The following is a 23,542-nucleotide window of genomic DNA, read 5'->3' as shown; positions in this document are numbered from 1 at the left end:
AGGTTACTTCTTCTTTCCTGCGATGGTCTTCTTCGGGCCCTTGCGGGTACGCGCATTGGTCTTGGTGCGCTGGCCGCGGACAGGCAGGCCACGACGGTGGCGCATGCCCTGGTAGGAGCCGATTTCGATCTTGCGGCGGATGTCTGCCTGAACCTCGCGGCGCAGGTCGCCCTCGACGGTGTAGGAGGACTCAATCGCGTCACGCAGAGCGGAGAGCTGGTCATCGCTCAGATCGTCCGTGCGCAGGTCCGGAGAAATGCCCGTCTTCTCGAGCAGTTCCTTGGATCGGGTTGCACCGATGCCATAGATGTAGGTGAGAGCGATCTCCATGCGCTTATTGCGCGGGAGATCAACACCAGCTAGACGTGCCATGAGGTACGTACCTTTCGGGTTGTTACGGTGGTTTTCTCCCCACCCGTCCACGTCAACCAACGCTTTATCCGGACCGCGCCGGAGGATGGGTTGGGATTACACGCGGCTCCAGCCACCGTGGCCGGAGGTAAACGACCCACTATGAGCAGGTCTGGGTGAGGAGGCTGAAATGCTTACTTGTAGCGGTAAGTGATACGCCCGCGTTCCAGGTCGTAGGGAGAGAGCTCCACCACGACACGGTCCTCAGGGAGGATGCGGATGTAGTGCTGGCGCATCTTGCCACTGATGTGGGCGAGAACCTCGTGCCCATTGTCGAGTTCGACACGGAACATGGCGTTCTTCAGGGGCTCGACGATGCGGCCCTCAACCTCGATTGCGCCTTCTTTTGCCATACACTCCACTTCCTACACTGCCCGCAAATGTGCAGGCAGAAACGTTTTCTTACCGTGACAGTCGGTACCTGCCAACACTTCGTGGCAGCACCGCTGGACTACTTTATCCGCTCACCTGCGAAAACGCAAAAGGCCCCAGCATTTCGCCGGGGCCAATATGCAACAAAGATGCCTAGTAGACGTAGACCTTGTCACCGATCTGCAGATCGTTGAAGTAGCGCTGTGCATCTCCGCGGTACATGCGGATGCAGCCGTGGGACAGGATGCTCGGGTCCCCTTCGTGGAACGCGATGCCGTTGTAGGTGAAGTACGTGGCGTACGGCATTGGAGCGTTGCCGAACTCCCAGGAGATCTCGTCCTTGACCTTACGGTTGACGTAGAAGGTGCCGCGCGGCGTCTCGTAGCCCGGTCGGCCCGGACCAATCAGGCCCGACTGGTAGTACATGACACCGTTGTTCTGCAGCCAGGAACGGCGACCATCAATGTCAATGCAGGCCTTGGCATCGGCCGGGCACGGACCGTAGTCAAAGCCAGCACGCGGGTTCGGAGCCGGAGCAGGAGCTGGTGCCGGAGCGGGAGCCGGCTTCGGTGCAGGCTTCGGCTTCGGGGTCTTCTCGGCGATGAGTCCGGGGAAGAAAACCTCCACGATCTCGTCGATACGCTGCTTCGCCTTCGCCGGCAGATCCGGGCTGATATTCGCCAACCCGTCTGCCTGCAAGCGCAGGTTGTTGCGAAGATCCCAAGCTGCATCCCGTGCAGACTTATCCAGGTTTGCAAACGCGGTGTTTGCCGACGAGGACAGCGCATCAAGGCTGGAGGTTGCAACCGGATTCGGGGCCGGAGCAGGCGCTGCCTGCGCAGTCACAGGTGCGGCGAGCGTAGCGACGACACCAAAACCGGCGGCAAACGTAATTGCACGTCGCTTCAACGGCGACTGCTTTGCATGGCGAGGACGGTAAGACATGCCGGAAGTATAACCGTATAGCTATGAATCACGCATCGACGCGCCAGCCGTTTATACGCGCGGAGTAAGAATTCGTGGTCCCTGAGCGGTCGCCGCCACGGTGTGTTCCCAGTGTGCTGCCGGCGAGCCATCGAGGGTGGTAACCGTCCATTCGTCGTCAAGTACGCGCGTGTCGTAGCCACCACCCAGGATCAACATCGGCTCGATCGCCAACACCGAACCTTCCTGAATCACAGGACCCCGATTCGGCTTGCCCTCATTGGCCAGGTACGGGTCTTCGTGCATCGTGCGGCCAATTCCGTGCCCGCCGTAGCCATCCACAATGCCGAGCTCAACGCCGAAACGCTCCTCGGCGGCGTAGGTTGCCAACTCCAACGCGTGAGACACGTCAGTGAGCTTGTTGCCCGGAACCATGGCTTTCAGACCTTCTGCGAGCACCCACTCGGTTGCGCGGTTGAGCGCGTCCACATCCGGTGCAAGTTCACCGATACCGAACGACCAGGCACTGTCCCCTACCCAACCGTTGAACGTCGCGCCGCAGTCGATGGAAACCAGGTCCCCTTCTTTGAGCACCACGTCAGCGGATGGAATGCCATGGACCACCACATCGTTGACCGACGCACAAATCGAGCCAGTAAAACCGTGGTATCCGAGGAAGGTCGGCACCGCGCCATGGTCGCGAATGACGGTTTCCGCCACCTTGTCAAGGTCAAGCGTGCTGACACCCGGCTTTGCCGCAGCACGGACCTCCTGCAGCGCGACACCGACAATGCGGCCGGCTGCCTCCATCGCATCGAGTTCGTCGGGGGTTTTGGCGGCAATCTTGCGTTTGCGGAATGCCATAGCGGGGTGCTCCTTTGTGGTGGTCGTCGATAAGCAAAAGCGAAAGGCCGGTGCGAACACCGGCCTTGAGCGTATTCGGGCTACTTGCCCAGCTGCGCCATGGCGCGCTGGTTGATCTCGTCGACGTCGCCCACAGCGTCGATAGAAATGATCTCCTCACCGTAGTGATCGATCAGCGGTGCGGTCTCATCGCGGTACACGGCGAGACGGGTGCGGATGGTCTCCTCGTTGTCGTCTGCACGACCACGGGCGAGCATGCGCTCCACGACAACGTCCTCATCAACAACGAAGTTGAGCACGCCGTCGAGCTTCTCGCCCTTCTTCGCCAGTAGGTCGGTCAGGATCTCAGCCTGCTCCACCGTGCGCGGGAAGCCGTCCAGCAGGAAGCCGTCCTTCGCGTCGTCCTGGTTCAGGCGATCCTCAACCATGCGTGCGGTGACATCGGTCGGCACAAGCTTGCCGGCGTCGATGTAGCTCTTTGCCTCAACACCGAGCGGGGTGCCCTCGCCAATGTTGGCGCGGAACAGATCACCGGTGGAGATGTGCGGAACACCGAGCTTTTCGGAAAGGATAGCGGCTTGGGTGCCCTTGCCGGCACCGGGAGGGCCAAGGAGAACGAGACGCATTATCGCAGAAGTCCTTCGTAGTTGGATTGCAGAAGCTGGGATTCAATTTGCTTAACCGTGGTCAGGGCCACGGAAACCATAATCAGGATGGCCGTACCGCCAAACGCGCTCATACCCATCCGGCCGGAGCCGGTGATACCGGCGTCCATTGCCAGGTTCGGCAGCACTGCGATCAGCGCGAGGTAAATCGCGCCGACGAACAGCAGGCGGTTCATGACGAACGCGAGGTATTCAGCAGTCGGACGGCCCGGACGGATACCCGGGATAAAGCCACCGTACTTCTTCATGTTCTCTGCCTGATCGACCGGGTCATACTGGATCGACACATAGAAGTAGGAGAAGAAGATGATCATCACGACGTAGGTGAGGATGTACTGCCACGAACCCGGGTTCTGCAGCCATGCCATCACGTGGTTCATCCACCAGTTGTCCGGCGGAGTCGGGTTATTCATGGTCACGATCTGTGTGATCAGAACCGGCACGTACATCAGCGACGAGGCGAAGATGACCGGGATAACGCCAGCCTGGTTGACCTTCAGCGGCAAGTAGGTGGAAGAGCCACCGTACTGGCGACGACCCACCATGCGCTTGGCGTACTGCACCGGGATGCGACGCTGGCCCTGCTCAATGAAGACAATGCCGACGACCAGCGCAACAAGCGCGAGGATGACGAGGATCAGCGTCAAGGCACCGGAGTTCTGGAGGATGAACGCACCCTCGGACGGGATCTGGGTTGCGATACCCGCAAAGATGAGCAGGGACATACCGTTGCCCACGCCCTTTTCAGTGATGATCTCGCCGAGCCACATGATGAGCACCGCACCGGAGGTCATCACAAGGATCATCATGATCAAGGTCCAGACATTGCGGTCTTCCACCAGCACCGGCATTCCCTGGCCGAGCAGCTGCTCGCGGTCTGCCAGCGCGACGATACCTGCGGACTGCAGCAACGCCAGCGCCACCGTGAGGTAGCGGGTGTACTGCGTCATCTTCGCCTGGCCGGACTGGCCTTCCTTCTTCAGCTCCTCGAACTTCGGGATCACGACAGTGAGCAGCTGCACGATAATCGACGCCGTAATGTACGGCATGATGCCGATCGCGAAGATCGACAACTGCAGCAGTGCACCACCGGAGAACAGGCCAATGATGGAGAACATCGTGGCACGGTCACCCTGGGCAACCTCTTCGAGTCGCTGGTTGATCAACGCGTAATCAACGCCCGGGGACGGGATCTGGGCACCTACGCGGTACAGAATCATCAGCGCAAGGGTGATCAAGATCTTCTTGCGAAGGTCAGGATCCTTAAACGCTTGAGCAATTGCGGACACATAGCCTCCTGGCTTCCACCTGAACCGCGGCGGAAGGTAGTGGATAGTGCAGCGCCGACTCGTGCATGAAGGCACACAAAACGGGCCGTCGCCGTGTTTGACCCCACTACCCTAGCAGCTGTGCTTAAAAAGTTGATACTCACGGTCGACTTTACCGCTACAGCACAGCGAAAACCCCCACACCGGACAGTGATTGTCCAGTATGGGGGTTATCTCAAGCGCGGAAAGCGTTACGCTTTCGGCTCTTTACGCGTCCTTCGGAGCGCGCTTGGAGAACTCGACGACGGTGGCGGAACCGCCAGCAGCCTTGAGCTTCTCCTCAGCGGACTTGGAGAACTTGTTTGCGGTGACGTTGAGTGCGACGTTGATGTCGCCCTCTGCCAGCACCTTCACCGGCTGCTTCGGGCGAACGAGGCCCTTAGCGACGATGTCGGCAACTGCAATGTCGCCACCCTGCGGGAATGCTTCCGCGAGGTCCGCGACGTTGACCACCTGGTACTCGACGCGGTTCGGGTTCTTGAAGCCCTTGAGCTTCGGCAGACGCATGTGCAGCGGCATCTGGCCACCCTCGAAAGCAGCGGAAACCTGCTTACGAGCCTTGGTGCCCTTGGTACCGCGGCCAGCGGTCTTGCCCTTGGAGGCCTCACCGCGACCAACGCGGGTCTTGGCCTTGTTGGCGCCCTCTGCCGGGCGCAGATCATGGAGCTTGATGATGTCAGCCATGTTTTATCTACTCCCCTGCAACTTCTTCGACGGTGACGAGGTGACGCACCTTGAGGATCTGGCCGCGGGTAGCAGCGTTGTCCTTCTTCACCACGGACTGACCGATCTTGCGCAGACCGAGAGCCTCGAGGTTCTTGCGGGTCACCGGCTTCTCACCGATCTTGCCGTGGTGCAACGTAATCTTCAGTGCCATTGTTCTTAGGCCTCCTGTCCTGCGCGAGCGCGCAGCATACGTGCCGGGGCAACGTCCTCGACAGCCTTACCGCGCTTCGCTGCGACCTCTTCCGGACGCACGAGCTGCTTCAGGCCGGCAACGGTGGCCTGAACCACGTTGAGGGCGTTGTCGGAACCGAGGGACTTAGCCAGGATGTCCTGGACACCAGCGGCCTCGAGCACCGGACGGACTGCGCCACCGGCGATCACACCGGTACCCGGAGCAGCCGGGCGGAGCATGACGATACCGGCGGCTTCTTCAGCCTGAACCGGGTGAGGAATGGTGCCACCGATCATCGGGACGCGGAAGAAGTTCTTGCGAGCCTCTTCTGCACCCTTCTGAATTGCGGCGGGAACTTCCTTCGCCTTGCCGTAGCCAACGCCGACCATGCCTTCACCGTCGCCGACGACGACGAGAGCGGTGAAGGACATGTTGCGGCCACCCTTAACGGTCTTGGCAACACGGTTGATGGTGATGACGCGCTCGATGTACTTATCGCGCTCGTCGTTCTGGTTGCGACGGTCGTCGCGACGGCCACGGCCGCCGCGGTTACCGCGGTCGTTGTTGTTCTGGTTGTCGGCGGAGCGCCCGCCGTCACGCCGTTCACGTTCGGCCATTACGCGATCCTTCCGTTGATGGTGATGTTTGCCGTGATCATTAGAACTTCAGACCACCTTCACGAGCAGCTTCAGCCAGGGCCGCAACGCGGCCGTGGTACTTGTAGCCACCACGGTCGAAGACGATCTGCTCGATGCCTGCTGCCTTGGCACGCTCAGCGACGAGCTGGCCAACCTTTGCGGCCTTCTCCTTCTTGTCGCCCTCCAGGTTGCGCACGTCTGCCTCGATGGACGACGCAGAAACCAGGGTGTGGCCTGCGAGGTCGTCGATGACCTGGACGTGGATGTGGCGAGACGAGCGGTGCACAACGAGACGCGGGGTCTCCGGGGTGCCACGCAGGGTCTTGCGGATGCGGTAGTGGCGACGTGCGCGGGCCTCGCGGCGGCGGGACGAGATGTCCTTGCCCACCGGGGTGCGCTTGGTGTTCTCTGCAGTATTGCTCATGATTACTTACCCGTCTTTCCGACCTTGCGGCGGACCTGCTCGCCGGCGTAGCGGATGCCCTTACCCTTGTACGGGTCATCCTTACGCAGACGGCGGATGTTTGCCGCAATCTGGCCAACCTGCTGCTTGTCAGTGCCTTCGATGGCGAACTTGGTGTTGCCATCGACGGAGAACGTGACGCCTTCCGGCGCCTCAATCAGGATCGGGTGCGAGTAGCCGAGGGAGAACTCAAGGTCCTTGCCCTTCTGCTGCACGCGGTAACCGACGCCGAAGATCTCCATGTTGATCTTGTAGCCCTCAGTCACGCCGATGATCAGGTTGTTGATCAGCGAGCGGGTCAGGCCGTGCAGCGAACGGCTGTCACGGTGATCGTCCGGACGGGACACCACGACTTCGTTGTCTTCGACGGAAGCGGTGATCGGCTCCGGCATCTCGAGGTCCATGGTGGCCTTCGGGCCCTTGACCTCAACACGCTGGCCGTCGATCTTCACCTCGACGTTGTTCGGGATTGCGATGGGTGCATTACCTACACGCGACATAGTCTTTTCAACCTCCCCTTACCAGACGTAAGCGAGGACTTCCCCGCCTACACCCTTCTCTTGAGCCTGGCGGTCGGTCAGCAGGCCGTGGGACGTGGAGATGATTGCCACGCCCAGGCCACCGAGCACCTGAGGCAGGTCGTTGGACTTGGCGTACACGCGCAGGCCCGGCTTGGACACGCGGCGCAGACCAGCGATGGAAGCCTCGCGGGTCGGGCCGTACTTGAGGTTGAGCGTCAGCGATTTGCCAACCTTCTCGTCCTCAACTTTGTAATCTTCGATGTAGCCTTCCTGCTTCAAGATCTCAGCAATAGCTGCCTTGAGCTTGGAGGACGGCATAGACACGGTGTCGTGCTGCGCAGTTGTTGCGTTGCGCACGCGCGACAGCATGTCCGCAATCGGATCTGTCATGGTCATTGTGGTGACCGTTTCCTTTCTCGTTGCGGTTCCCTAAACCCACCTGACCCTTTTCAAGGTCGCGTTTTCCGCATGGTCTATCGGGGGCTACTCAACGCTGCCCACACTCAGTAGCGTGGGCCGCTCGCCGCCTCCCTTGCACGCGGTCCGCATCTTGGCGAGGGGCCTGCAACAAAGTTGGATGTTCAAATGTTTCTCTCGGCTTGGCACGCCGAAATCTCGGCGCACAAGTCCGATCGACCAAGTTACCTGCTTGTTCGCTCAGAACCAAATTGCTTAACGACGACACCTAGCCCCCGTCAGCATCTCCCGACACCGAATTGATCAGAACGGCAGCGCCGCCCTGGACTTCACCCGTGTTTGGCCGAGGTCTGAATTCTCTCCCGCGGCGTGTCCGCTGAGGTACGCACCTGGGTCGAACGAGCGGTTGGTTTGGTGCGCGGAGAGCACAAAGCCCTGCTCTTCGGCGAATTTGGAGCGGGCTTGCTCGGCCTTTGCGGCGTCGTCGACAAGCACAAGCGCATATTCGCTATCCCCCTTTGCTGCGCCCTCTTCAGCTTTCATCAGACGTTTGCCGATGCTTGTCGCGAACCCCTGCATAAACGACCGACGCATCACCACGACCGATTCCCCGAAGTTGGTGGCGCGGATCTTTTGTGATTCTGCAAGCATCACCGGCAACAACAGCGCGTAGAGCATGTCCACCCGGTCGAGGTGTCGCTGAAGGCCAAAAATGTCTGCGTCCTTGACGCGCGTGGAGTTATACACCCGCTGCGTAAAGCCCGTGCAGTGCAACGACCTCGCGATGGAGTGCAGCAGCGTTGCCTGCATATCGGTGTAGGCGCCACGGAACGTGTAGGCGCGGTGGCCTACGTTGTCGCCAGCATCGGGACTTGCAAGATCGCGCTCGTCGTAGCCGTACTGTGCCATCAGCTCGAATGCTCGGGCATAGAACGCGTCACCCTCCGGTGTCCCTTCCCTGTCGTTGGCTTGGTTGAGTAGTTTTTGTACTCGTTGTTTGATCTTTTCTTCGGTACGCATCTGACGCACCCACCCCTTCCCCATTGCTGTTTGGATGTGTGCCTGTAGTTATAACGAACTCGCACGACATGTCCGTTTCAGCTTGTGGAATTTGCAATTTCCGCCCTGTGGATAACTTCTCTTTGCGCAGGTTGTAGCGCTGCGACGACACCCCTCCGTCCCGCTTGCACCCTAAGCGCTAGCATCGTTGCAATGAGCAGGACCAAGCGCAGTTTCGCCGTCACAAAGATTTCCGCTAGCGGCACCCGCGACACGCGCGCGGGCCAAGTGGAAGTGGAAGAACCACTCGAGGTGCGCGCCGGTGGCCGAGAGGTCGCTCAGTTGTTTCGCACCCCGGGCCACGACATCGAACTCGCCCACGGTGTGCTCCTGACGCAGGGCCTCATTACCACCCCTAAAGACGTCATTACCGCCCGCTATTGCGAAGGTGCCATCGGCGGCGAAAACACCTACAACCTGCTCGATATCGAGCTTTCCTACCCTGCTGCACCGCAGTTCATCGACCCAATCCCATCCCAGTCCTGTGGTATTTCCGCCGAGCAGCGCGTACGGGAGTTGGCGGTCCGCCTGAACGTGCGCAGCGAGTTCGCCCCTATTGATCAGGATGCGATCTTCGCCTTGCCAGAACGTCTCAACCAGGCGCGTCGTCGCGACCTGCCCACCGCGCTCGCTGGCGAGACCGCGCGTCAAGACATCGACGCTGTCAACGCGGTACAGAAGATCGCTGGGCGTTTGCTTCTCGACGACACCCTGCCCGCCCACAACCTCACCCTCGCAGTGGATACGCGCGTGACGTTTGAAATGATGCGTGCTGCAGCAGCGGCCGGCTTCGGCATTGTCGCCACCACACGCGACGTCACGTCGATGGCGGTGGAATTGGCCCGCGAAACAAATACAGCGCTCGTCGGCGCAATTACCGACGAGCGCTTCAGCGTGTACTCGGGCGCTTAGCCAATGAACATGCCAGCAGCCTTCGCGGCAGTGGCCCACAGACCGTAGATAAGCAGTCCAGCGATGATTGCCGCCAGAATGATCGCGACAATCTTGTGGATCTGGCCCGCGGAAGCCCCACGTGCCTGACCGGCACCAGCGCCCTCAAGCGCGGAGGCGCGATCTGCCTCGATCTTCGCCTGAACGGTGTCTTGGTCTTCGAACCACTTCGCCGCCACCGGGCGTACAAGGATGTTGGCGATCAGGCCAACAGCAAGCAGGCAGCACATGACGTACAGCGACAGGCGGTAAAGGTCCGGGCCTTCGCCGCCGTTGGCGGCCTGGCGCTCCACGACCATGTTGATGATCAGCGGGCCAGCTACACCTGCAGCCGACCATGCGGTAAGCAGACGGCCGTGAATAGCGCCGACCTGGTAAACACCAAATAGGTCGCGCAGGTAGGCCGGGATACTGGCAAAGCCACCCCCGTAGAAGGACAGCAACACCAGCGCGCAGATCACAAACAGCGCGATGTTGGCGTGGCCGAACCTGGCGAAGATGAAGTAGAAAGCCAACCCGATACCCAGGTACACCATGTAGATGTTCTTGCGGCCAATGACGTCAGAAACCGACGACCAGACGAAACGGCCAGCCATGTTCGCCAGCGACAGCAAGCCAACAAAGCCTGCGGCGGCCGCCGCAGTCAGTGCCGGGAAGTAGTCCTGAATCATCGGTGCCGCATTCTCCAGCACGCCGATACCCGCGGTGATGTTGCAGAACAGGATCACCCACAGGCACCAGAACTGCGGGGTTCGAATCGCGTTGTTGGCGCTAACATTTGCACCGACGATGGCAACCTTGGAAGGTTTGCGCCCCTGCTTCGCTTCGCCCGACGGGGTCCAATCCGGGTGCGGCATGCGGATGCAGTACGCTCCCATAGCGATGACGACGAGGTACACGACGCCAAGGGTGACAAAGGTGGGTTGGATGCCCGCGGCGCGGTTGGCGATGTCCGCACCACCGCCGTAGAACTCCATGAGGCGGTTCGACGCCGGCGAGGCAATCAGTGCGCCGCCGCCGAAGCCCATGATCGCAAGGCCCGTAGCCAGACCGGGGCGATCCGGGAACCACTTCATCAGCGTGGACACCGGCGAGATGTATCCGATGCCCAAACCGATGCCGCCGATAAAGCCGTAGCCGAAGTACACCAGCCACAAGTTTCCGGTGGTGACACCCAGGGTGGCAACGAGGAAGCCGGTCACCCACAGCACGCCGGAAACTGCCATGGACGCGCGTGGGCCGACTCGCTCGACCCAGGAACCGAACAGCGCGGACGAGATGCCGAGCATGCCGATTGCCAACGAGAAGATCCAGCCCACAGCAACTTCGCCGACACCGAAGTGCTCCATCATTGGCTTTTTGAACACGGAGAACCCGTAGACCTGGCCGATAGAGAGGTGGATGGCGAGTGCCGCAGGGACAATTAGCCAGCGATTGAATTCCTTAGGCGCGATAATTGCGCTTCGGGAGAAGTAACTCATGGGGGTTCCCCTATTATGGATGCCAAACAATGTATTTAATACAGCGGACATCATAACCACCTATAGCCAGCTTCACGCAAGCTTTCTTTCATGCTTTTCCAATACGACAAAACCCCTGCGACCGCGGTATAAAAACCGGGTGCAGGGGTGTCGTCGTCAAGCGAACGCTTATGCGCGCTTCATCTTGCCGTCCTTGTCAGCGAACGGGAAGCCGAGGTGCGTCAGCAGTGCGCGACCCTCGTCGTCGCTACCAGCGGTGGTCACGAGCGTGATGTCCATGCCGCGAACGCGATCGATCTTGTCGATGTCGATTTCGTAGAACATGGTCTGCTCGGACAGGCCGAAGGTGTAGTTACCGTTGCCGTCGAACTGCTTGTCGTTCAGGCCACGGAAGTCGCGAATACGCGGGAGAGCAACCGTCAGCATACGGTCGAGGAACTCCCACATACGGTCGCCGCGCAGGGTGACCTTTGCGCCGATCGGCATGCCCTCACGGAGCTTGAAGTTAGCGATGGACTTCTTCGCGCGACGCAGCTGCGGCTTCTGGCCGGTGATCGCGGTGAGGTCCTCGAGTGCGCCGTTGATCACCTTGGAGTCGCGAGCAGCGTCGCCCACACCCATGTTCACAACAATCTTGGTCAGGCCCGGGATCTGCATGACGTTGTCGTAGTTGAACTGCTCGTTCAGCTTGGTGCGGATCTCGTCCTGGTAGCGGGACTTCAGGCGCGGGGTGTAGTTCTGAATGTTCTCAGCCATTAGATGTCCTTCCCGTTCGACTTAGCCACGCGGACCTTCTTGCCGTTCTCGTCGAAGCGGTAGCCCACGCGGGTCGGCTTGCCGTCGGAGTCCAGGATCATCACATTGGACACGTGGATCGGAGCTTCCTGGCTGACGATGCCGCCGGACTCGGCGCCGCGCTCGTTGTAGGAGTTTGCGACGTGCTTCTTGATGCGGTTAACACCCTCGACGAGGACCTTGTCGCGCTGCGGGTACGCCTCAATGACGCGACCCTGAGCACCCTTATCCTTGCCGGCGATGACCTGCACCATATCGCCCTTCTTGATCTTCATACTTAGATCACCTCCGGTGCGAGAGACACAATCTTCATGAAGCGCTTGTCGCGGAGCTCACGAGCAACCGGGCCGAAGATGCGGGTACCGCGCGGCTCGGTGTCGTTCTTGATGACGACAGCAGCGTTCTCGTCGAACGAGATGTAGGAGCCGTCCGGACGACGGGTCTCCTTCTTCGCACGGACGATGACAGCCTTAACGACCTCGCCTTCCTTGACGTTGCCGCCCGGGGCAGCTTCCTTCACGGTGGCGACGATCGTGTCGCCGATGCCGGCGAAGCGTCGAACGGAACCGCCGAGAACGCGGATGCACAGCAGTTCGCGTGCACCCGTGTTGTCGGCGACCTTCAGACGCGATTCCTTCTGAATCACAGTTGGTCTCCTGACCTGGGTCAATGTGCGCCAGATTTCCGTCCTGAACGCACGTGGTCAATGTTCTTGCGGCCTATTGCTTATCGACGAACCTCGTGCGCTCGTCCCTCGCACACGAGGAGAGCGCAGTCTGGTCGAAGGGTCTCGGACGCTTCACTCGGAAACGCGTGTCACGCCCGACCAGCAGTAGACAACTGGAGTATTTAACCATGAGCAGCGCCGATCGCCCAAATTGCCGCTAAATCGTGTCGCCTGAAGATACAAAAATCGCCCCACCCCGAAACTTAGGGGTGAGACGATGAGTGTGCCGCAGCGTTAGCGCAATTTTAGACGGTGCTAGCAGCAACGGCGCCGAGGCCGAGCACACCAGTGAGCGACAGGATGGTGATGATCCAGCCCACGGAGGACAGGGCAGCTGGAACCAGCAGCAGGTTCGGGGCCAGCGGGCCACCGAGAGCGCGCATCTCATTGATGACCTGGTTGAGCGGCTCCGGGTAGGTAGCAGCCTCAGCGACAGGAGCACCAGCACCGATTGCAACAGATGCCGCAAGAGCAACAGCGGCGAGACGACGGAACTTCATGTTCGTTTCCTTTCAGGAGAGGTGTGTACGTGTCGCGGCTTACTTAGCAGCAGTGACGATGGACTGAATGATCGAGATGACAACGTTCAGCGAAGAAAGCGCTGCCGGCAGCAGAATGATGTTCTGGGCTTCCCAGCCACCGACCTTGTAAATCTCGTACAGAACACGGTTCAGCGGTTCCGGAGCAGGCTGAGCGGTAGCAGCCGGAGCAGCAACAGCAACGGTGGTTGCGACGGCCGCCGCAGCAACAAGACGACGAAGCTTCATGTGAGTCTCCAATTTTCTTAATGAACGGTAGGCATCGGCCGCAGCTTGAACGACCTTGCCCACCGAACATTACCGTGACGTTTTACAGTTTTTGGCAGAATTCTCATTTTCTTTCACGATTTTCCAAAGCTTTCCAATCGCCGAATAGGTATTACCACATTTCCGTTTAAGGTAGTACCTCTTGTACATTGGAGGGCGTGAGTTTCTACGAAGCCGCCCCCGAGGCAATCAAGAATAAGGTCGATCTGTTCTCGACAGAACCTGCCCGATTTGCCACGCGTTCCGTACTCGCGGGCGTGTACCTGGGCATCATGACGGCATTCGCCGCATCCACGGCACAACTACTCGACGGCTACGCCCCCGGCTGGGGCAAATACGCCTTCGGCGCCATCTTCGCGTCAACGCTGTACATCATCATCGTCTTGCAAGGCGAACTCGCCACAGGTGACATGATGTTCATGACCTATGGCGCCATCCATAGGCTCAACACCATCACCCGCGGGTTCCTCCTCGTCTTCTTTGTCACCGTGTTCAACCTCATTGGTGCAGTGGCGATTTCATGGCTGATTTCCCGGACCACCATGGGCCAGATGGTCGAGGTGGACGGATTCCTCCACGATTTGCTCGTCGCCAAGCTGCAAAAATCCAGTTCCACCCTGTTCGTTGAAGCGATCCTGGCAAACGTCGTGGTCAACATCGCCTTCATGCTGGCCACCCAGGCCGGCAAGGACTTCAGCGCGAAGCTGTGGGGGGTCATCCTGATCATCCCGTCGTTTGCCACCATGAGCTACGAGCACTCCATCGCGAACTTCATCCTCACCAGCCTGGGCGGGTTTACGCTCGGCCCTGAAACCATCGAAGGCTTCACCAACTGGAACGTCATCCGCAACTGGGTGGTCGTCTGGCTGGGCAACTTCGTCGGCGGCGGGTTCATCATGGGCGGCCTCTACGGATGGCTGAACCTGACCAAGACCGGTTACAAGGACTAACCAACAAGGACTAACTCCCCTCACCCTGGGTGTCTCTGCCAAAATGAGACGGGTGAGTACCCAGACACCTGACGTCCTCGAAGCTGTTCGCAGTGTTCGCGATGCCCTCGCGGACACTGCCCTACCTATTGATGCAGCCCCAGAGGCCCGCGCAATTGTCAACCAGCTCGACGACTATGTCCTGCCCCGCCTCGCCAACCTGGACGCGCCGCTGCTCGCCGTGATCGGCGGCTCCACCGGCTCTGGTAAGTCCACGCTTGTCAATGCATTGCTGCGCGAGCGGGTCTCCAACCCAGGCGTCATCCGCCCCACCACCCGGCAGCCAGTGCTAGTGGCAAACCCAGCAGATGCTGATTGGTTTAACTCCCCACAGGTACTGCCAGGCCTGACGCGCTCGCACGGCGCGGGCAACGAGCAATCGACGACACTTCGAGTCGTGGATACGCAAAGCGTGCCCGAGGGCCTTGCGCTTCTCGACGCCCCCGATTTCGACTCCATCGACGACAAAAACCGCGCCCTGGCAAGTCAGCTCCTTGCGGCTGCGGATCTGTGGGTGTTCGTCACCACCCCGGCGCGCTACGCCGATCAACTTGTGTGGAACTTCCTCCACGACGCCGCTGGCCGCGGCATCGAAGTTGTGGTGGTACTCAACCGCCTGGACGAGAAGGCAGCCGAAACCGTGCCGGACGATCTGCGCCGCATGATGAATGAGGCTGGCTTGCACGACGCAACAGTCTTTACTGTGCCGTTCGTCGCGGACCTTGGCGCGGAGAAGTCTGGAGAGTCCGGGGAGTTTCTCGCCGAAGACCTTGTCGCTTCACTGCGCGATTACCTGACCACGCTCGCCGAGGACACCGTCGCCCGGCGCGACGTGGCTGGCAAGACTGTGGCCGGCGCGGTTCAGACTGCGCTTGATCGAGTGGATACCTTGGTCGGCCGCCGTGAGCGTCAGGAGGCGTTTGCCAACCAGCTCGACGCATCGATCCACGAGTTTTACACCACCGCCAACCGTCAGGTCATCGACGCGACTTCCGACGGACAGTTGCTGCGCTCCGAGGTCATGGACCGCTGGCAGGACGTCATCGGTACCTCTGACGTGTTCCGTGGCTTCGAGCGCTGGTTCAGCAGCGCAATAGATAAGGTGGGCAGTTTCTTCACCGGTCAGCCCGCTCCCCTGCGTGAGGTGGAGACCGAGATCGAGTCCGGTCTGCACGCAGTCATCGTCGATGCTGCCGAATCCGCAGCATCGCGCGCCTGGGCGCATACCGGCGCGGTCGCTCCTGAGCTGCGCACCGACGCCGATCCGGCTCTCGCACGCGCCAGCGCCGACATTTCCGAACAGGCGGCGAAACTGGTGCGAGACTGGCAGCAAGAACTCGTCGGACATATCCAGGACACTGCTGGCGATAAGCGTCAGCGCGCCCGTCTCATGTCCTTTGGGCTCAACGTGGTCACCGTGGCACTCATGCTTACAGTGTTCGCCTCCACCGCTGGTTTGACTGGCGGCGAGGTGGCCATCGCGGGCGGTTCTGCGGTACTTGGCCAGAAACTTTTGGAGACCATCTTCGGCGAAGACACGGTGCGCCGCATGGTCACTCAGGCCCGCAACGACCTCAACGAGCGCCTTGGTGGACTCTTTGCTGCCGAGCGCGACCGCTACCACGTGTTCACCGACCCGTTGCTCGAAGGCGCAACGGCCGAGCAGATCCGCGATGCCTCCCAGCAGGCTCGCCGGGCGGTGGATGCGAAGCTGCTGGGGGTCGTCGACAAGCAAGTGCCTGCGCGTATCGACGACACCCCCAACGACGACCTGAACAACAGCACCCTGCGCGGCCTGTTTGACCAGCTTCGCGGCAACTTCCGAAAGGGGTCCGACAATGGCGCTGTTTAGCAAAAAGATTGGGCTGAGCGAACGGCTGAGCGCGCTCGAGGACGCTGCCGAAATTGGTGCACCGTACCTGTCCGGCGAGCAACGCGAACGCCTAGAACGCGTGGCCAAGGCTGGCGCCGAGCGTCGCGCCCTGTCCGCCGAGCACACCGTCGTGGGCTTTTTCGGCGCGACCGGTTCCGGTAAAACCTCGCTGTTCAACGCCGTTGTCGGCGAGGACCTGGGCAAAGCAGCGGCGCGCCGCCCAACCACGTCCTCTCCCCTGGCCGCAATCTGGCAGCCGGAAGGCTCTGAGGAACTCCTGGGCTGGCTCGGCGTGGAAGACCGCCGCGAGCGCCAAGGCGAGTTTGCCAAAAATGCTGGCCCGCTGATCCTGCTGGATCTTCCCGACTTCGACTCGGTAGAGGCCTCCAACCGCGTCATCGCCGAACGCCTCGCCGGCCAGGTCGACGTGCTCGTGTGGGTGTCCGACCCCGAGAAGTACGCCGACAGTGTCATCCATGACCAGTTCATCCGCCCGCACGCGAACCACTCCGCGGTCACACTGGCAGTGCTGAACAAAGCCGACCTTTTGGCGGAGCGCGACGTGGACACCGTAGCTGGCTCTTATGCGGGCCTGCTTCTCGACGACGGCCTGACCAACGTCCATGTCATCCCCACCTCCACCCTGACCGGCGCTGGTATCGAAGACCTGCGCGGCGCGATCGCGCGCGTGGCAAAGGCCCACAATGCGCAGACTGCCCGCATCGAGGCCGACATCGCCTCCGTTGCCGCCCCATACGCTGGAACGAAGGGTGCCGGTGGTGTGGACAAGCACGCCAAGCGTGACCTCGACACCGCACTGACCAAGGCCGCGGGTGCAGAACGCATCGCGGGCATCACCGCTGCCGCCTACCGCAAACGCCTGCGCCAACGCACCGGCTGGCTGCTGACCTCCTGGATCACCCGCTTCAAACCCGACCCGCTTCGTCGCTTAGGGCTGCGCGAGGATGCCGACGAACTGGGCGTGCACCGCACCTCCATGCCGGAACTCGACGCCGCCTCCAAAGCCGTAGCCAACTCGGGTCTTCGCGATTACGCCACCGCCGTTGGCGAAGGGCTGCCACACGAGTGGGCTGCTGCCGTGGCGGATCGTTCCGAGGAGATCTCCACCGGCCTTCCCGCCGAACTGGATCGCGCTGTGGCCCGTGCGAAACTGCCCGCGGAGCCGTCCAAGGGGTGGGCAGTGCTGACCATCTTCCAGTGGTTTGCGCTGCTCGCCGCCCTGGTTGGTGTGCTGTGGTACCTGCTGGTCGCCTTCGTGCCGGGCGTGCTCACACCGCTGCTCGGCACCGATCTGGTACCGGATGTAGAAGGCTGGCCGATTCCTACCCTGCTGATCATGGCTGGCTTACTCACCGGTGTAATCATCGGATTGATATCCGCGGCCTTCGGCGGCATGTTGGGATCCGGGGTGAAACGCCGAACGCGCAACGCCATCCAAAAGGAAGTGGCCGCGGCCTCAGAAACCGCCGTATCCCAGCCACTATTGGCCATTCGCGAGGACTATTCCCGTTTTGCCGAGCGCATCGCCCTCGCCGCTGGCTAGTTCCGGGTAGCGTCAGTGCCTATGGCACGTCTCCCGAGAGTTCTCTCCATTGCCGGTACCGACCCCACAGGCGGTGCCGGCATTCAAGCTGATCTGAAGTCCATCGCCGCCGCAGGGGGCTACGGCATGTGCGTGGTCACCGCGCTCGTCGCCCAGAACACGCAGGGTGTGCGTGAGATCCACACCCCTCCCCAAGCCTTTCTGCGCGCGCAGTTGGATTCGGTGTTCGACGACGTCACAGTCGATGCCGTCAAGATCGGCATGCTCGGCGACGCAGCCACAACCCGCACTGTCTCCGAATTCCTCACTCAGCACCCGGTCCCCGTCGTTGTTGTCGACCCCGTCATGGTCGCCACCTCCGGCGATCGCCTGCTCACCGAGGACGCCGAGGACGCCCTACGCACCCTCGTTCGTGAGCACGCCACTGTGGTCACCCCAAACATCCCCGAGCTCGCAGTACTTTGCGACGACACCCCCGCCACCACATTCGACGAAGCGGTTTCCCAGGGTCGTCGATACGCAGCAGATGCGAGCGTGTCCGTTCTGGTCAAGGGCGGCCACCTCACCGGGGATCACGCCTCCAACGCGCTGATCACCCCCGACGGCGACACCCACATCGCGGACGTGCCCCGCGTGCGCACAAAAAACACCCACGGCACCGGCTGTTCTCTCTCCGCAGCCCTTGCAACCCGGCTTGTTCTCGACGACGCCCCCGCCGCCGTCGAGTGGGCTTCCGCCTGGCTCCACGAAGCCATCGCACACGCCGACGACCTCGAGGTGGGCCAGGGCCACGGGCCGGTGCACCACTTCCACCAGCTCTACCGCCTCGCCGAACCGCTAGAATCACCTGCATGACTGACCCGCGCAACGAAGATCAGAAGGTCGCCGCCGTGAATGCCTCGATGATCATGGCGGGCCAACCCATGTCCGCAGAGGACGAGGCGCTTCTGCGACGACAGCTGCGAGGAGATATCTCGGCCGACGAGGCCGTGCTACAGGTGCTCGAAAGGGAAGGCCTGGGAAACACGCCTCGTGCACGTGAACTGCGGCAACGTATCACCGGAGCTGCCTAAACGCCATGGCACGACGAAGCAACGAGGCCCCGGAAAACCTATTCGGGCTAACAGACCCGGTTGTGCTGGACCGCATCGCTGGCAACCTCGCGCTTCAACGACTCGGCGAGCTCGAAAACGGTCCACTGCTCACCGAGTTCACACGTGAATCTCTGCAGTCCACACACCATTACCTCATGCAGGACATTTACCCCTGGGCGGGCCAGATCCGCACCGAGGAAGTTGGTGCGATGGGCATGGCGATGTGTCGAGCGCGATACGTTGAGGCTGAACTCGACCGAGTGATGGGCCGGATCGCGAAACTGCCGGTCTACTCCGATGACAAGTCTGCTGCAGTAAACACCATCGCGGATCACTGGAGCGAATTGACAATCGTGCATCCGTTCCGGGACGGTAATTCGCGGACCCAACGCTTTTTCTTCGATCAGATGCTGCGCACCTCCGGTTGGGCAGTCGACTGGACACGCATCGACGCCGCAGAAGCCCACGCCGCCCGCTACGTCGGCGCAGCGACGGCTGCCCCTCATTTCTAGCAGAGGTTCTCACCCCGGGAGTATTCGCGCTTGACGCATTGCCTGACAACACGGGTACGCTCAGCGCGACACAGGGGCAGCGGGCTGGTGCTGCGGAGATCTTCCACCAGATGATGAAATACCGCAGCGCCAATCCCGGGGCGCCCTGGCGCGGTCGGTAGCTTCTACTCCACCGTGACGGACTTGGCCAGGTTACGCGGCTGGTCCACGTTCAGGCCGCGTGCTTCTGCGACGGCGCAGGCGAAGATCTGCAACGGGATCGTCGCCAAGAGTGGCTGCAGCAAACCCGGGGACTCCGGGATGCGGATGATGTGGTTGGCAAACTGCTCCACATCCGTGTCGCCCTCTTCCGCGATCACGATAGTCACGGCACCACGGGCGCGCACCTCTTGGATGTTGGAGACGACCTTGGCGTGCAGGTTGTGGCGCGACTTCTTCGACGGCACGATGACGAACACCGGCTGGCCTTCCTCGACCAGCGCGATCGGACCGTGCTTCAACTCGCCTGCAGCGAAGCCCTCGGAGTGCAAATAAGCAACCTCCTTGAGCTTCAGCGCGCCCTCGAGGGCGACCGGGAAGCCGACGTGGCGGCCAAGGAAGAGCACGGACTTTGCATCCGCCATATCCTGGCCCAACTGCTTGACCTGGTCTTCGTTGTCCAGCACGCGCTGGATCTTCTCCGGCATCAGCTCCAGCTCGCCGATGATCTGACGGATCTCATCGGCGTACTTGTTGCCACGCACCTGCGCCAGGTACAGCGCCAGCAGGTACGCCGCGACAATCTGGGAGATGAACGCCTTCGTCGACGCCACAGCGATCTCCGGGCCTGCGTAGGTGTACAGCGACGCATCCGCCTCACGCGGGATCGAGGAGCCCACGGTGTTGCAGATAGCGACGACCTTCGCGCCCTGCTCACGTGCGTGACGGACAGCCATCAGCGTGTCCATGGTCTCTCCGGACTGGGAAACGGCAACGACGAGAGTCTGCTCGTTGACAATCGGGTCGCGGTAGCGGAACTCGTGGGCGAGCTCCACTTCCGTCGGGATACGGCACCAGTGTTCGATGGCGTAACGCGCCACCTGGCCCGCGTACGACGCAGTACCGCAAGCGACGATGATGATTTTGTTGATGGAGCGCAGCACGGATTCGTCGATACGCAACTCGTCCAACATCAACTTGCCATCTTCGTCGAAGCGACCGTAAAGCGTGTCGCGGACGGCACCCGGCTGATCATGGATCTCCTTCTCCATGAAGGAGTTGTAGCCACCCTTCTCCGCAGCGGTGACATCCCACTCAACCTTGAACGGCTTCGCCTCGGCGGGGGTGCCGTCGAAGTCAATCACGTCGTAGCCATCAGCCGTCAACGTCACAATCTGGCCGTTGTCCATCTCCACCGCGTCACGGGTGAACTCAATGAAGCCAGCGACGTCGGAGCTCAGGAAGTTCTCGCCCTCGCCTACACCGATCACCAGCGGGGAGTTCCAACGCGCCGCAACAATGCGGTCTGGATGGTCCGGGTGGATGGCGAGCAGGGTGAACGCGCCCTCCAGACGGTTCGCTGCCAACTGCATCGCACGGGTCAGATCCCCGTCCGCTTCCGTGTTGTAGATATCCAGCAGCAGCGTGCCAGCAACCTCAGTATCGGTTTCAGACTTGAAGGTGTAGCCCTTCTCTGCGAGCTCAGCCTTCAAATGCGAAAAGTTTTCGATGATACCGTTGTGCACCACTGCCATACGGCCATCTCCCACCACATGCGGGTGAGCATTCGCATCCGTCGGACCGCCGTGGGTCGCCCACCGGGTATGCCCGATGCCCAGGTTCGATGCTGCGATGGGGTTGTTAGCAATCTCCGCTTCGAGATCCGCTACCTTGCCGGCCTTCTTCCGGCATTCGATCGACTGGTCGTTCACCACCGCAACACCTGCGGAGTCGTACCCGCGGTATTCGAGGCGGCGAAGACCATCGATGATTACGTCTTTCGCGTCACGCGTTGTCGCGTTTGCGCCTACATATCCAACGATTCCACACATGCGGGAAATCGTACCCTTGTGTAAGGGCGCAGAAAAAGTTGAAAACGCAAAAACCGCCCCGGGTTGGTAGCCAACCCGGGGCGGTGGAGTCGTCGAGAAGCGACTAGCTTTTAGCGAGCCTTCTCGATGATGTCGACGAGACGGAAGTGCTTGTCCTTCGACAGCGGACGCGTCTCCTCGATGTGGACGAGATCGCCAACACCAGCGGTGTTGTTCTCGTCGTGAGCCTTGACGCGCTTCGTGGTACGCACGATCTTGCCGTAGAGGGCGTGGGACTTGCGGTCCTCAACCTCGACGACGATCGTCTTGTCCATCTTGTCGGACACGACGTAGCCACGGCGGCGCTTCTGCACGGCCTTGTCCTTGGTGTTCTCAGTCACGTTTGCCTCACTCATGGTTATGCCTCAGCTCCCGTGGACTCCGGGACGACGGACAGACCAAGCTCACGCTCGCGCAGCACCGTGTAGATGCGAGCGATGTCGCGCTTCACGGTGGAGATGCGGCGGTTGTTGGTCAGCTGGCCGGTTGCAAGCTGGAAGCGCAGGTTGAACAGCTCTTCCTTCGCCTCGTTGAGGCGGCCCTTCAGCTCGTCGTCGTTGAGCTCGCGGAACTCAGATGCGGGGGTACCGTTAGCCATTAGAACTGGTCCTCCTTCTTGATGACGCGGACCTTGCACGGCAGCTTCGCGCCTGCACGGCGCAGCGCCTCAATGGCAGTTTCCTCGTTGGGGTAGGACATTTCGAACAGGATGCGGCCAGGCTTGACGTTGGCCACCCACTTCTCCACCGGGCCCTTACCGGAACCCATACGCACGCCGAGCGGCTTCTGGGTCAGCGGACGATCCGGGAAGATGTTGATCCAGACCTTGCCACCACGCTTGACGTGGCGGTTGATAGCAATACGGGCAGACTCGATCTGGCGGTTCGTGATGTACGCCGGCTCGAGGGCCTGCAGGCCGTAGTCGCCGAAGTTGATCTGGTTGCCACCCTTGGACACGCCAGAACGGGTCGGGCGGTGCTGGCGGCGGTATTTCACGCGCTTAGGGATGAGCATGAATTAGCCCTCCTTCTTCTGCTCTGCCGCCCGGCGACGCTGGCCGCCGCGGCGCGGGCGACGGTCGCCACGTCCACGACGATCGTTGCTCGGTGCATTGAGCTCAGACTCGCGGACGCCACCGACGACGTCACCCTTGTAGATCCACACCTTGACGCCAATGACGCCGAAGGTGGTGTGTGCTTCTGCAGTGCCGTAGTCGATCTCCGCGCGCAGCGTGTGCAGCGGAACGCGACCCTCGTGGTAGCGCTCGACACGGGACATTTCCGCGCCGCCGAGACGGCCGGACGTCATAACCTTGATGCCCTTGACCTGCGGGTTACGCATAGCGGACTGGATGGCCTTACGCATGGCGCGACGGAACGCGACACGGTTGACCAGCTGCTCGGCGATGGACTGAGCAACCAGGGTGGCGTCTGCATCGACGTTCTTCACCTCGAGGATGTTCAGTGCAACCATCTTGCCGGTCAGCTTCTCCAGCTCACGGCGAATACGGTCAGCCTCAGCGCCGCGACGGCCGATGACAATGCCCGGACGTGCGGTGTGGATGTCCACACGGACGCGGTCGCGGGTGCGCTCGATGACAACATCGGAGATGCCAGCGCGCTCGAGGTTCTTCTCGAGCCACTCGCGGACCTTGATGTCCTCAGCGACGTACTCGGCGTAGTTCTTGTCGGCGTACCAGTGGGACTTCCAGTCGGAAGTGATACCCAGGCGCAGGCCGTGTGGGTGAATCTTCTGGCCCATTACTTGGCCCCTTCCTTGGACTCGACAACAACGGTGATGTGAGAGGTGCGCTTCCGGATCTGGAATGCGCGACCCTGTGCACGCGGCTGGAAACGACGCATGGTCGGGCCCTCGTTTGCGTAGCACTCGGCAATGACGAGCGTGCGCGGATCCAGGCCGAAGTTGTTCTCCGCGTTGGCTGCTGCGGAAGCAACAACCTTTGCAACGTCCTTGGACGCACCCTGCGGGGCGTACTTCAGGATGGCGAGTGCCTCAGCAACCGACTTGTTGCGGATGAGAGCAAGCACGCGGCGTGCCTTCATCGGAGAGACGCGAACGAACTTGGCAGTCGCGGATGCAGTGGTGATGGTGTCAGCCATT

The 23,542-nt window shown here is 61.1% G+C and carries 31 protein-coding genes and 1 pseudogene; 7 read left to right on the top strand and 25 right to left on the bottom strand.

The genetic code is table 11. From position 1 onward, the window contains the following. Positions 1-3 precede the first annotated feature (3 nt). From rpsM to HMPREF2785_RS03610, 13 genes are all read right to left on the bottom strand, one after another. Entirely contained in the window at positions 4-372 is a 369-nt protein-coding gene (gene rpsM / locus HMPREF2785_RS03670) for a 30S ribosomal protein S13 (protein WP_070422743.1), read from the bottom strand. Positions 373-545: 173 nt separating this feature from the next. After that, on the bottom strand, positions 546-764 hold the full coding sequence (gene infA, locus HMPREF2785_RS03665; protein ID WP_070422742.1) for a translation initiation factor IF-1: 219 nt from the start codon (positions 762-764) through the stop codon (positions 546-548). Between the two features lie 172 nt (positions 765-936). Then, the gene (locus HMPREF2785_RS03660) at positions 937-1,728 is read right to left on the bottom strand and encodes a L,D-transpeptidase (protein ID WP_070614270.1); all 792 of its coding nucleotides are present in this window, start codon (positions 1,726-1,728) and stop codon (positions 937-939) included. Positions 1,729-1,779: 51 nt separating this feature from the next. Beyond that, entirely contained in the window at positions 1,780-2,571 is a 792-nt protein-coding gene (gene map, locus HMPREF2785_RS03655) for a type I methionyl aminopeptidase (RefSeq protein WP_070482499.1), read from the bottom strand. 80 nt (positions 2,572-2,651) lie between these two features. Next, positions 2,652-3,197 carry an adenylate kinase gene (locus tag HMPREF2785_RS03650; protein WP_070422739.1) on the bottom strand — a complete coding sequence of 182 codons (546 nt, stop codon included), beginning with the start codon at positions 3,195-3,197 and terminating at the stop codon, positions 2,652-2,654. Further along, a complete protein-coding gene (gene secY, locus HMPREF2785_RS03645) occupies positions 3,197-4,525 on the bottom strand; it encodes a preprotein translocase subunit SecY (RefSeq protein WP_070422738.1) in 1,329 nt (442 codons plus the stop codon). The genes HMPREF2785_RS03650 and secY overlap by 1 nt, the downstream gene beginning before the upstream one ends. Positions 4,526-4,771: 246 nt before the next feature. Next, positions 4,772-5,248, bottom strand: a complete 477-nt coding sequence (rplO, locus tag HMPREF2785_RS03640) for a 50S ribosomal protein L15 (protein ID WP_070422737.1) — start codon at positions 5,246-5,248, stop codon at positions 4,772-4,774. A gap of 7 nt (positions 5,249-5,255) precedes the next feature. Beyond that, positions 5,256-5,441, bottom strand: coding sequence for a 50S ribosomal protein L30 (gene rpmD / locus HMPREF2785_RS03635; RefSeq protein WP_034997282.1), 186 nt, complete (start codon positions 5,439-5,441; stop codon positions 5,256-5,258). Between the two features lie 5 nt (positions 5,442-5,446). After that, positions 5,447-6,079: a 30S ribosomal protein S5 gene (gene rpsE / locus HMPREF2785_RS03630; RefSeq protein WP_070422736.1), complete on the bottom strand. Its 633-nt coding sequence runs from the start codon at positions 6,077-6,079 to the stop codon at positions 5,447-5,449. A 40-nt stretch (positions 6,080-6,119) separates the two neighbouring features. Next, the gene (gene rplR, locus HMPREF2785_RS03625; RefSeq protein WP_070422735.1) at positions 6,120-6,524 is read right to left on the bottom strand and encodes a 50S ribosomal protein L18; all 405 of its coding nucleotides are present in this window, start codon (positions 6,522-6,524) and stop codon (positions 6,120-6,122) included. A gap of 2 nt (positions 6,525-6,526) precedes the next feature. Beyond that, entirely contained in the window at positions 6,527-7,063 is a 537-nt protein-coding gene (gene rplF, locus HMPREF2785_RS03620; RefSeq protein ID WP_070422734.1) for a 50S ribosomal protein L6, read from the bottom strand. An 18-nt stretch (positions 7,064-7,081) separates the two neighbouring features. Next, a complete protein-coding gene (rpsH, locus tag HMPREF2785_RS03615) occupies positions 7,082-7,480 on the bottom strand; it encodes a 30S ribosomal protein S8 (RefSeq protein WP_070422733.1) in 399 nt (132 codons plus the stop codon). A gap of 324 nt (positions 7,481-7,804) precedes the next feature. Further along, positions 7,805-8,521 carry a DUF2786 domain-containing protein gene (locus HMPREF2785_RS03610; protein WP_141740849.1) on the bottom strand — a complete coding sequence of 239 codons (717 nt, stop codon included), beginning with the start codon at positions 8,519-8,521 and terminating at the stop codon, positions 7,805-7,807. 192 nt (positions 8,522-8,713) lie between these two features. Between HMPREF2785_RS03610 and HMPREF2785_RS03605 the strand changes: the two genes are divergently transcribed. Continuing rightward, the gene (locus HMPREF2785_RS03605; protein ID WP_070614269.1) at positions 8,714-9,472 is read left to right on the top strand and encodes a formate dehydrogenase accessory sulfurtransferase FdhD; all 759 of its coding nucleotides are present in this window, start codon (positions 8,714-8,716) and stop codon (positions 9,470-9,472) included. On the opposite strand, the gene HMPREF2785_RS03600 is transcribed toward HMPREF2785_RS03605, so the two are convergent. The 6 genes from HMPREF2785_RS03600 to HMPREF2785_RS03575 all read right to left on the bottom strand — a co-directional run bounded on the left by HMPREF2785_RS03600 (position 9,469) and on the right by HMPREF2785_RS03575 (position 13,281). Beyond that, positions 9,469-10,992, bottom strand: a complete 1,524-nt coding sequence (locus HMPREF2785_RS03600) for an L-lactate MFS transporter (RefSeq protein ID WP_070614268.1) — start codon at positions 10,990-10,992, stop codon at positions 9,469-9,471. The genes HMPREF2785_RS03605 and HMPREF2785_RS03600 overlap by 4 nt on opposite strands. A 168-nt stretch (positions 10,993-11,160) precedes the next feature. Continuing rightward, entirely contained in the window at positions 11,161-11,748 is a 588-nt protein-coding gene (gene rplE / locus HMPREF2785_RS03595; RefSeq protein WP_070422729.1) for a 50S ribosomal protein L5, read from the bottom strand. Continuing rightward, positions 11,748-12,062 (bottom strand): 50S ribosomal protein L24, encoded by a 315-nt coding sequence (rplX, locus tag HMPREF2785_RS03590; protein WP_070422728.1) that lies wholly within the window; start codon positions 12,060-12,062, stop codon positions 11,748-11,750. The genes rplE and rplX overlap by 1 nt, the downstream gene beginning before the upstream one ends. A 2-nt stretch (positions 12,063-12,064) precedes the next feature. Continuing rightward, entirely contained in the window at positions 12,065-12,433 is a 369-nt protein-coding gene (gene rplN, locus HMPREF2785_RS03585; protein ID WP_070422727.1) for a 50S ribosomal protein L14, read from the bottom strand. Between the two features lie 326 nt (positions 12,434-12,759). Then, positions 12,760-13,014 (bottom strand): hypothetical protein, encoded by a 255-nt coding sequence (locus HMPREF2785_RS03580; protein WP_070570616.1) that lies wholly within the window; start codon positions 13,012-13,014, stop codon positions 12,760-12,762. A gap of 39 nt (positions 13,015-13,053) precedes the next feature. Next, on the bottom strand, positions 13,054-13,281 hold the full coding sequence (locus tag HMPREF2785_RS03575) for a hypothetical protein (RefSeq protein ID WP_070482515.1): 228 nt from the start codon (positions 13,279-13,281) through the stop codon (positions 13,054-13,056). A 197-nt stretch (positions 13,282-13,478) separates the two neighbouring features. Here HMPREF2785_RS03575 and HMPREF2785_RS03570 point away from each other — a divergent pair, with 197 nt between their 5' ends. The 6 genes and pseudogenes from HMPREF2785_RS03570 to HMPREF2785_RS03545 all read left to right on the top strand — a co-directional run bounded on the left by HMPREF2785_RS03570 (position 13,479) and on the right by HMPREF2785_RS03545 (position 19,352). Continuing rightward, positions 13,479-14,270: a formate/nitrite transporter family protein gene (locus HMPREF2785_RS03570; protein WP_070422867.1), complete on the top strand. Its 792-nt coding sequence runs from the start codon at positions 13,479-13,481 to the stop codon at positions 14,268-14,270. A 52-nt stretch (positions 14,271-14,322) separates the two neighbouring features. Continuing rightward, a complete protein-coding gene (locus HMPREF2785_RS03565) occupies positions 14,323-16,161 on the top strand; it encodes a GTPase (protein ID WP_246821143.1) in 1,839 nt (612 codons plus the stop codon). Beyond that, positions 16,148-17,746 carry a GTPase gene (locus tag HMPREF2785_RS03560; RefSeq protein ID WP_210386087.1) on the top strand — a complete coding sequence of 533 codons (1,599 nt, stop codon included), beginning with the start codon at positions 16,148-16,150 and terminating at the stop codon, positions 17,744-17,746. The genes HMPREF2785_RS03565 and HMPREF2785_RS03560 overlap by 14 nt, the downstream gene beginning before the upstream one ends. Before the next feature lie 21 nt (positions 17,747-17,767). After that, positions 17,768-18,577: pseudogene (gene thiD, locus HMPREF2785_RS03555) on the top strand (bifunctional hydroxymethylpyrimidine kinase/phosphomethylpyrimidine kinase); the annotation flags it as partial. A 20-nt stretch (positions 18,578-18,597) separates the two neighbouring features. Further along, positions 18,598-18,819: an antitoxin VbhA family protein gene (locus HMPREF2785_RS03550; RefSeq protein ID WP_070422723.1), complete on the top strand. Its 222-nt coding sequence runs from the start codon at positions 18,598-18,600 to the stop codon at positions 18,817-18,819. A gap of 5 nt (positions 18,820-18,824) precedes the next feature. After that, the gene (locus tag HMPREF2785_RS03545; protein WP_070614266.1) at positions 18,825-19,352 is read left to right on the top strand and encodes a Fic/DOC family protein; all 528 of its coding nucleotides are present in this window, start codon (positions 18,825-18,827) and stop codon (positions 19,350-19,352) included. A 164-nt stretch (positions 19,353-19,516) separates the two neighbouring features. Here HMPREF2785_RS03545 and glmS read toward each other — a convergent pair whose 3' ends face one another. From glmS to rplV, 6 genes are all read right to left on the bottom strand, one after another. Next, positions 19,517-21,382 (bottom strand): glutamine--fructose-6-phosphate transaminase (isomerizing), encoded by a 1,866-nt coding sequence (glmS, locus tag HMPREF2785_RS03540; RefSeq protein ID WP_070422721.1) that lies wholly within the window; start codon positions 21,380-21,382, stop codon positions 19,517-19,519. A 110-nt stretch (positions 21,383-21,492) separates the two neighbouring features. Beyond that, positions 21,493-21,777, bottom strand: a complete 285-nt coding sequence (gene rpsQ / locus HMPREF2785_RS03535) for a 30S ribosomal protein S17 (RefSeq protein ID WP_070422720.1) — start codon at positions 21,775-21,777, stop codon at positions 21,493-21,495. A gap of 2 nt (positions 21,778-21,779) precedes the next feature. Beyond that, positions 21,780-22,019, bottom strand: a complete 240-nt coding sequence (gene rpmC / locus HMPREF2785_RS03530; RefSeq protein WP_070422719.1) for a 50S ribosomal protein L29 — start codon at positions 22,017-22,019, stop codon at positions 21,780-21,782. Continuing rightward, positions 22,019-22,435, bottom strand: a complete 417-nt coding sequence (gene rplP, locus HMPREF2785_RS03525; protein ID WP_070422718.1) for a 50S ribosomal protein L16 — start codon at positions 22,433-22,435, stop codon at positions 22,019-22,021. The genes rpmC and rplP overlap by 1 nt, the downstream gene beginning before the upstream one ends. 3 nt (positions 22,436-22,438) lie before the next feature. Further along, entirely contained in the window at positions 22,439-23,182 is a 744-nt protein-coding gene (rpsC, locus tag HMPREF2785_RS03520) for a 30S ribosomal protein S3 (protein WP_070422717.1), read from the bottom strand. Continuing rightward, positions 23,182-23,541: a 50S ribosomal protein L22 gene (rplV, locus tag HMPREF2785_RS03515; RefSeq protein WP_070422716.1), complete on the bottom strand. Its 360-nt coding sequence runs from the start codon at positions 23,539-23,541 to the stop codon at positions 23,182-23,184. The genes rpsC and rplV overlap by 1 nt, the downstream gene beginning before the upstream one ends. Position 23,542: the final 1 nt, after the last annotated feature.

Source organism: Corynebacterium sp. HMSC067D03 (assembly GCF_001811185.1).
GTDB classification, from domain to species: Bacteria; Actinomycetota; Actinomycetes; order Mycobacteriales; family Mycobacteriaceae; genus Corynebacterium; species Corynebacterium coyleae.
Note: the sequence above shows the minus strand (reverse complement) of the source record. Positions and strands in the feature narration are given on the sequence as shown.

Bases quoted from the DNA above. Each gene is read 5' to 3' on its own strand.
- rpsM (WP_070422743.1), bottom strand. From the start codon at position 372: ATGGCACGTCTAGCTGGTGTTGATCTCCCGCGCAATAAGCGCATGGAG.
- infA (WP_070422742.1), bottom strand. From the start codon at position 764: ATGGCAAAAGAAGGCGCAATCGAGGTTGAGGGCCGCATCGTCGAGCCC.
- HMPREF2785_RS03660 (WP_070614270.1), bottom strand. From the start codon at position 1,728: ATGTCTTACCGTCCTCGCCATGCAAAGCAGTCGCCGTTGAAGCGACGT.
- map (WP_070482499.1), bottom strand. From the start codon at position 2,571: ATGGCATTCCGCAAACGCAAGATTGCCGCCAAAACCCCCGACGAACTC.
- HMPREF2785_RS03650 (WP_070422739.1), bottom strand. From the start codon at position 3,197: ATGCGTCTCGTTCTCCTTGGCCCTCCCGGTGCCGGCAAGGGCACCCAA.
- rplO (WP_070422737.1), bottom strand. From the start codon at position 5,248: ATGGCTGACATCATCAAGCTCCATGATCTGCGCCCGGCAGAGGGCGCC.
- rpmD (WP_034997282.1), bottom strand. From the start codon at position 5,441: ATGGCACTGAAGATTACGTTGCACCACGGCAAGATCGGTGAGAAGCCG.
- rpsE (WP_070422736.1), bottom strand. From the start codon at position 6,079: ATGGCCGAACGTGAACGGCGTGACGGCGGGCGCTCCGCCGACAACCAG.
- rplR (WP_070422735.1), bottom strand. From the start codon at position 6,524: ATGAGCAATACTGCAGAGAACACCAAGCGCACCCCGGTGGGCAAGGAC.
- rplF (WP_070422734.1), bottom strand. From the start codon at position 7,063: ATGTCGCGTGTAGGTAATGCACCCATCGCAATCCCGAACAACGTCGAG.
- rpsH (WP_070422733.1), bottom strand. From the start codon at position 7,480: ATGACCATGACAGATCCGATTGCGGACATGCTGTCGCGCGTGCGCAAC.
- HMPREF2785_RS03610 (WP_141740849.1), bottom strand. From the start codon at position 8,521: ATGCGTACCGAAGAAAAGATCAAACAACGAGTACAAAAACTACTCAAC.
- HMPREF2785_RS03605 (WP_070614269.1), top strand. From the start codon at position 8,714: ATGAGCAGGACCAAGCGCAGTTTCGCCGTCACAAAGATTTCCGCTAGC.
- HMPREF2785_RS03600 (WP_070614268.1), bottom strand. From the start codon at position 10,992: ATGAGTTACTTCTCCCGAAGCGCAATTATCGCGCCTAAGGAATTCAAT.
- rplE (WP_070422729.1), bottom strand. From the start codon at position 11,748: ATGGCTGAGAACATTCAGAACTACACCCCGCGCCTGAAGTCCCGCTAC.
- rplX (WP_070422728.1), bottom strand. From the start codon at position 12,062: ATGAAGATCAAGAAGGGCGATATGGTGCAGGTCATCGCCGGCAAGGAT.
- HMPREF2785_RS03580 (WP_070570616.1), bottom strand. From the start codon at position 13,014: ATGAAGTTCCGTCGTCTCGCCGCTGTTGCTCTTGCGGCATCTGTTGCA.
- HMPREF2785_RS03575 (WP_070482515.1), bottom strand. From the start codon at position 13,281: ATGAAGCTTCGTCGTCTTGTTGCTGCGGCGGCCGTCGCAACCACCGTT.
- HMPREF2785_RS03560 (WP_210386087.1), top strand. From the start codon at position 16,148: ATGGCGCTGTTTAGCAAAAAGATTGGGCTGAGCGAACGGCTGAGCGCG.
- HMPREF2785_RS03550 (WP_070422723.1), top strand. From the start codon at position 18,598: ATGACTGACCCGCGCAACGAAGATCAGAAGGTCGCCGCCGTGAATGCC.
- HMPREF2785_RS03545 (WP_070614266.1), top strand. From the start codon at position 18,825: ATGGCACGACGAAGCAACGAGGCCCCGGAAAACCTATTCGGGCTAACA.
- glmS (WP_070422721.1), bottom strand. From the start codon at position 21,382: ATGTGTGGAATCGTTGGATATGTAGGCGCAAACGCGACAACGCGTGAC.
- rpsQ (WP_070422720.1), bottom strand. From the start codon at position 21,777: ATGAGTGAGGCAAACGTGACTGAGAACACCAAGGACAAGGCCGTGCAG.
- rpmC (WP_070422719.1), bottom strand. From the start codon at position 22,019: ATGGCTAACGGTACCCCCGCATCTGAGTTCCGCGAGCTCAACGACGAC.
- rplP (WP_070422718.1), bottom strand. From the start codon at position 22,435: ATGCTCATCCCTAAGCGCGTGAAATACCGCCGCCAGCACCGCCCGACC.
- rpsC (WP_070422717.1), bottom strand. From the start codon at position 23,182: ATGGGCCAGAAGATTCACCCACACGGCCTGCGCCTGGGTATCACTTCC.
- rplV (WP_070422716.1), bottom strand. From the start codon at position 23,541: ATGGCTGACACCATCACCACTGCATCCGCGACTGCCAAGTTCGTTCGC.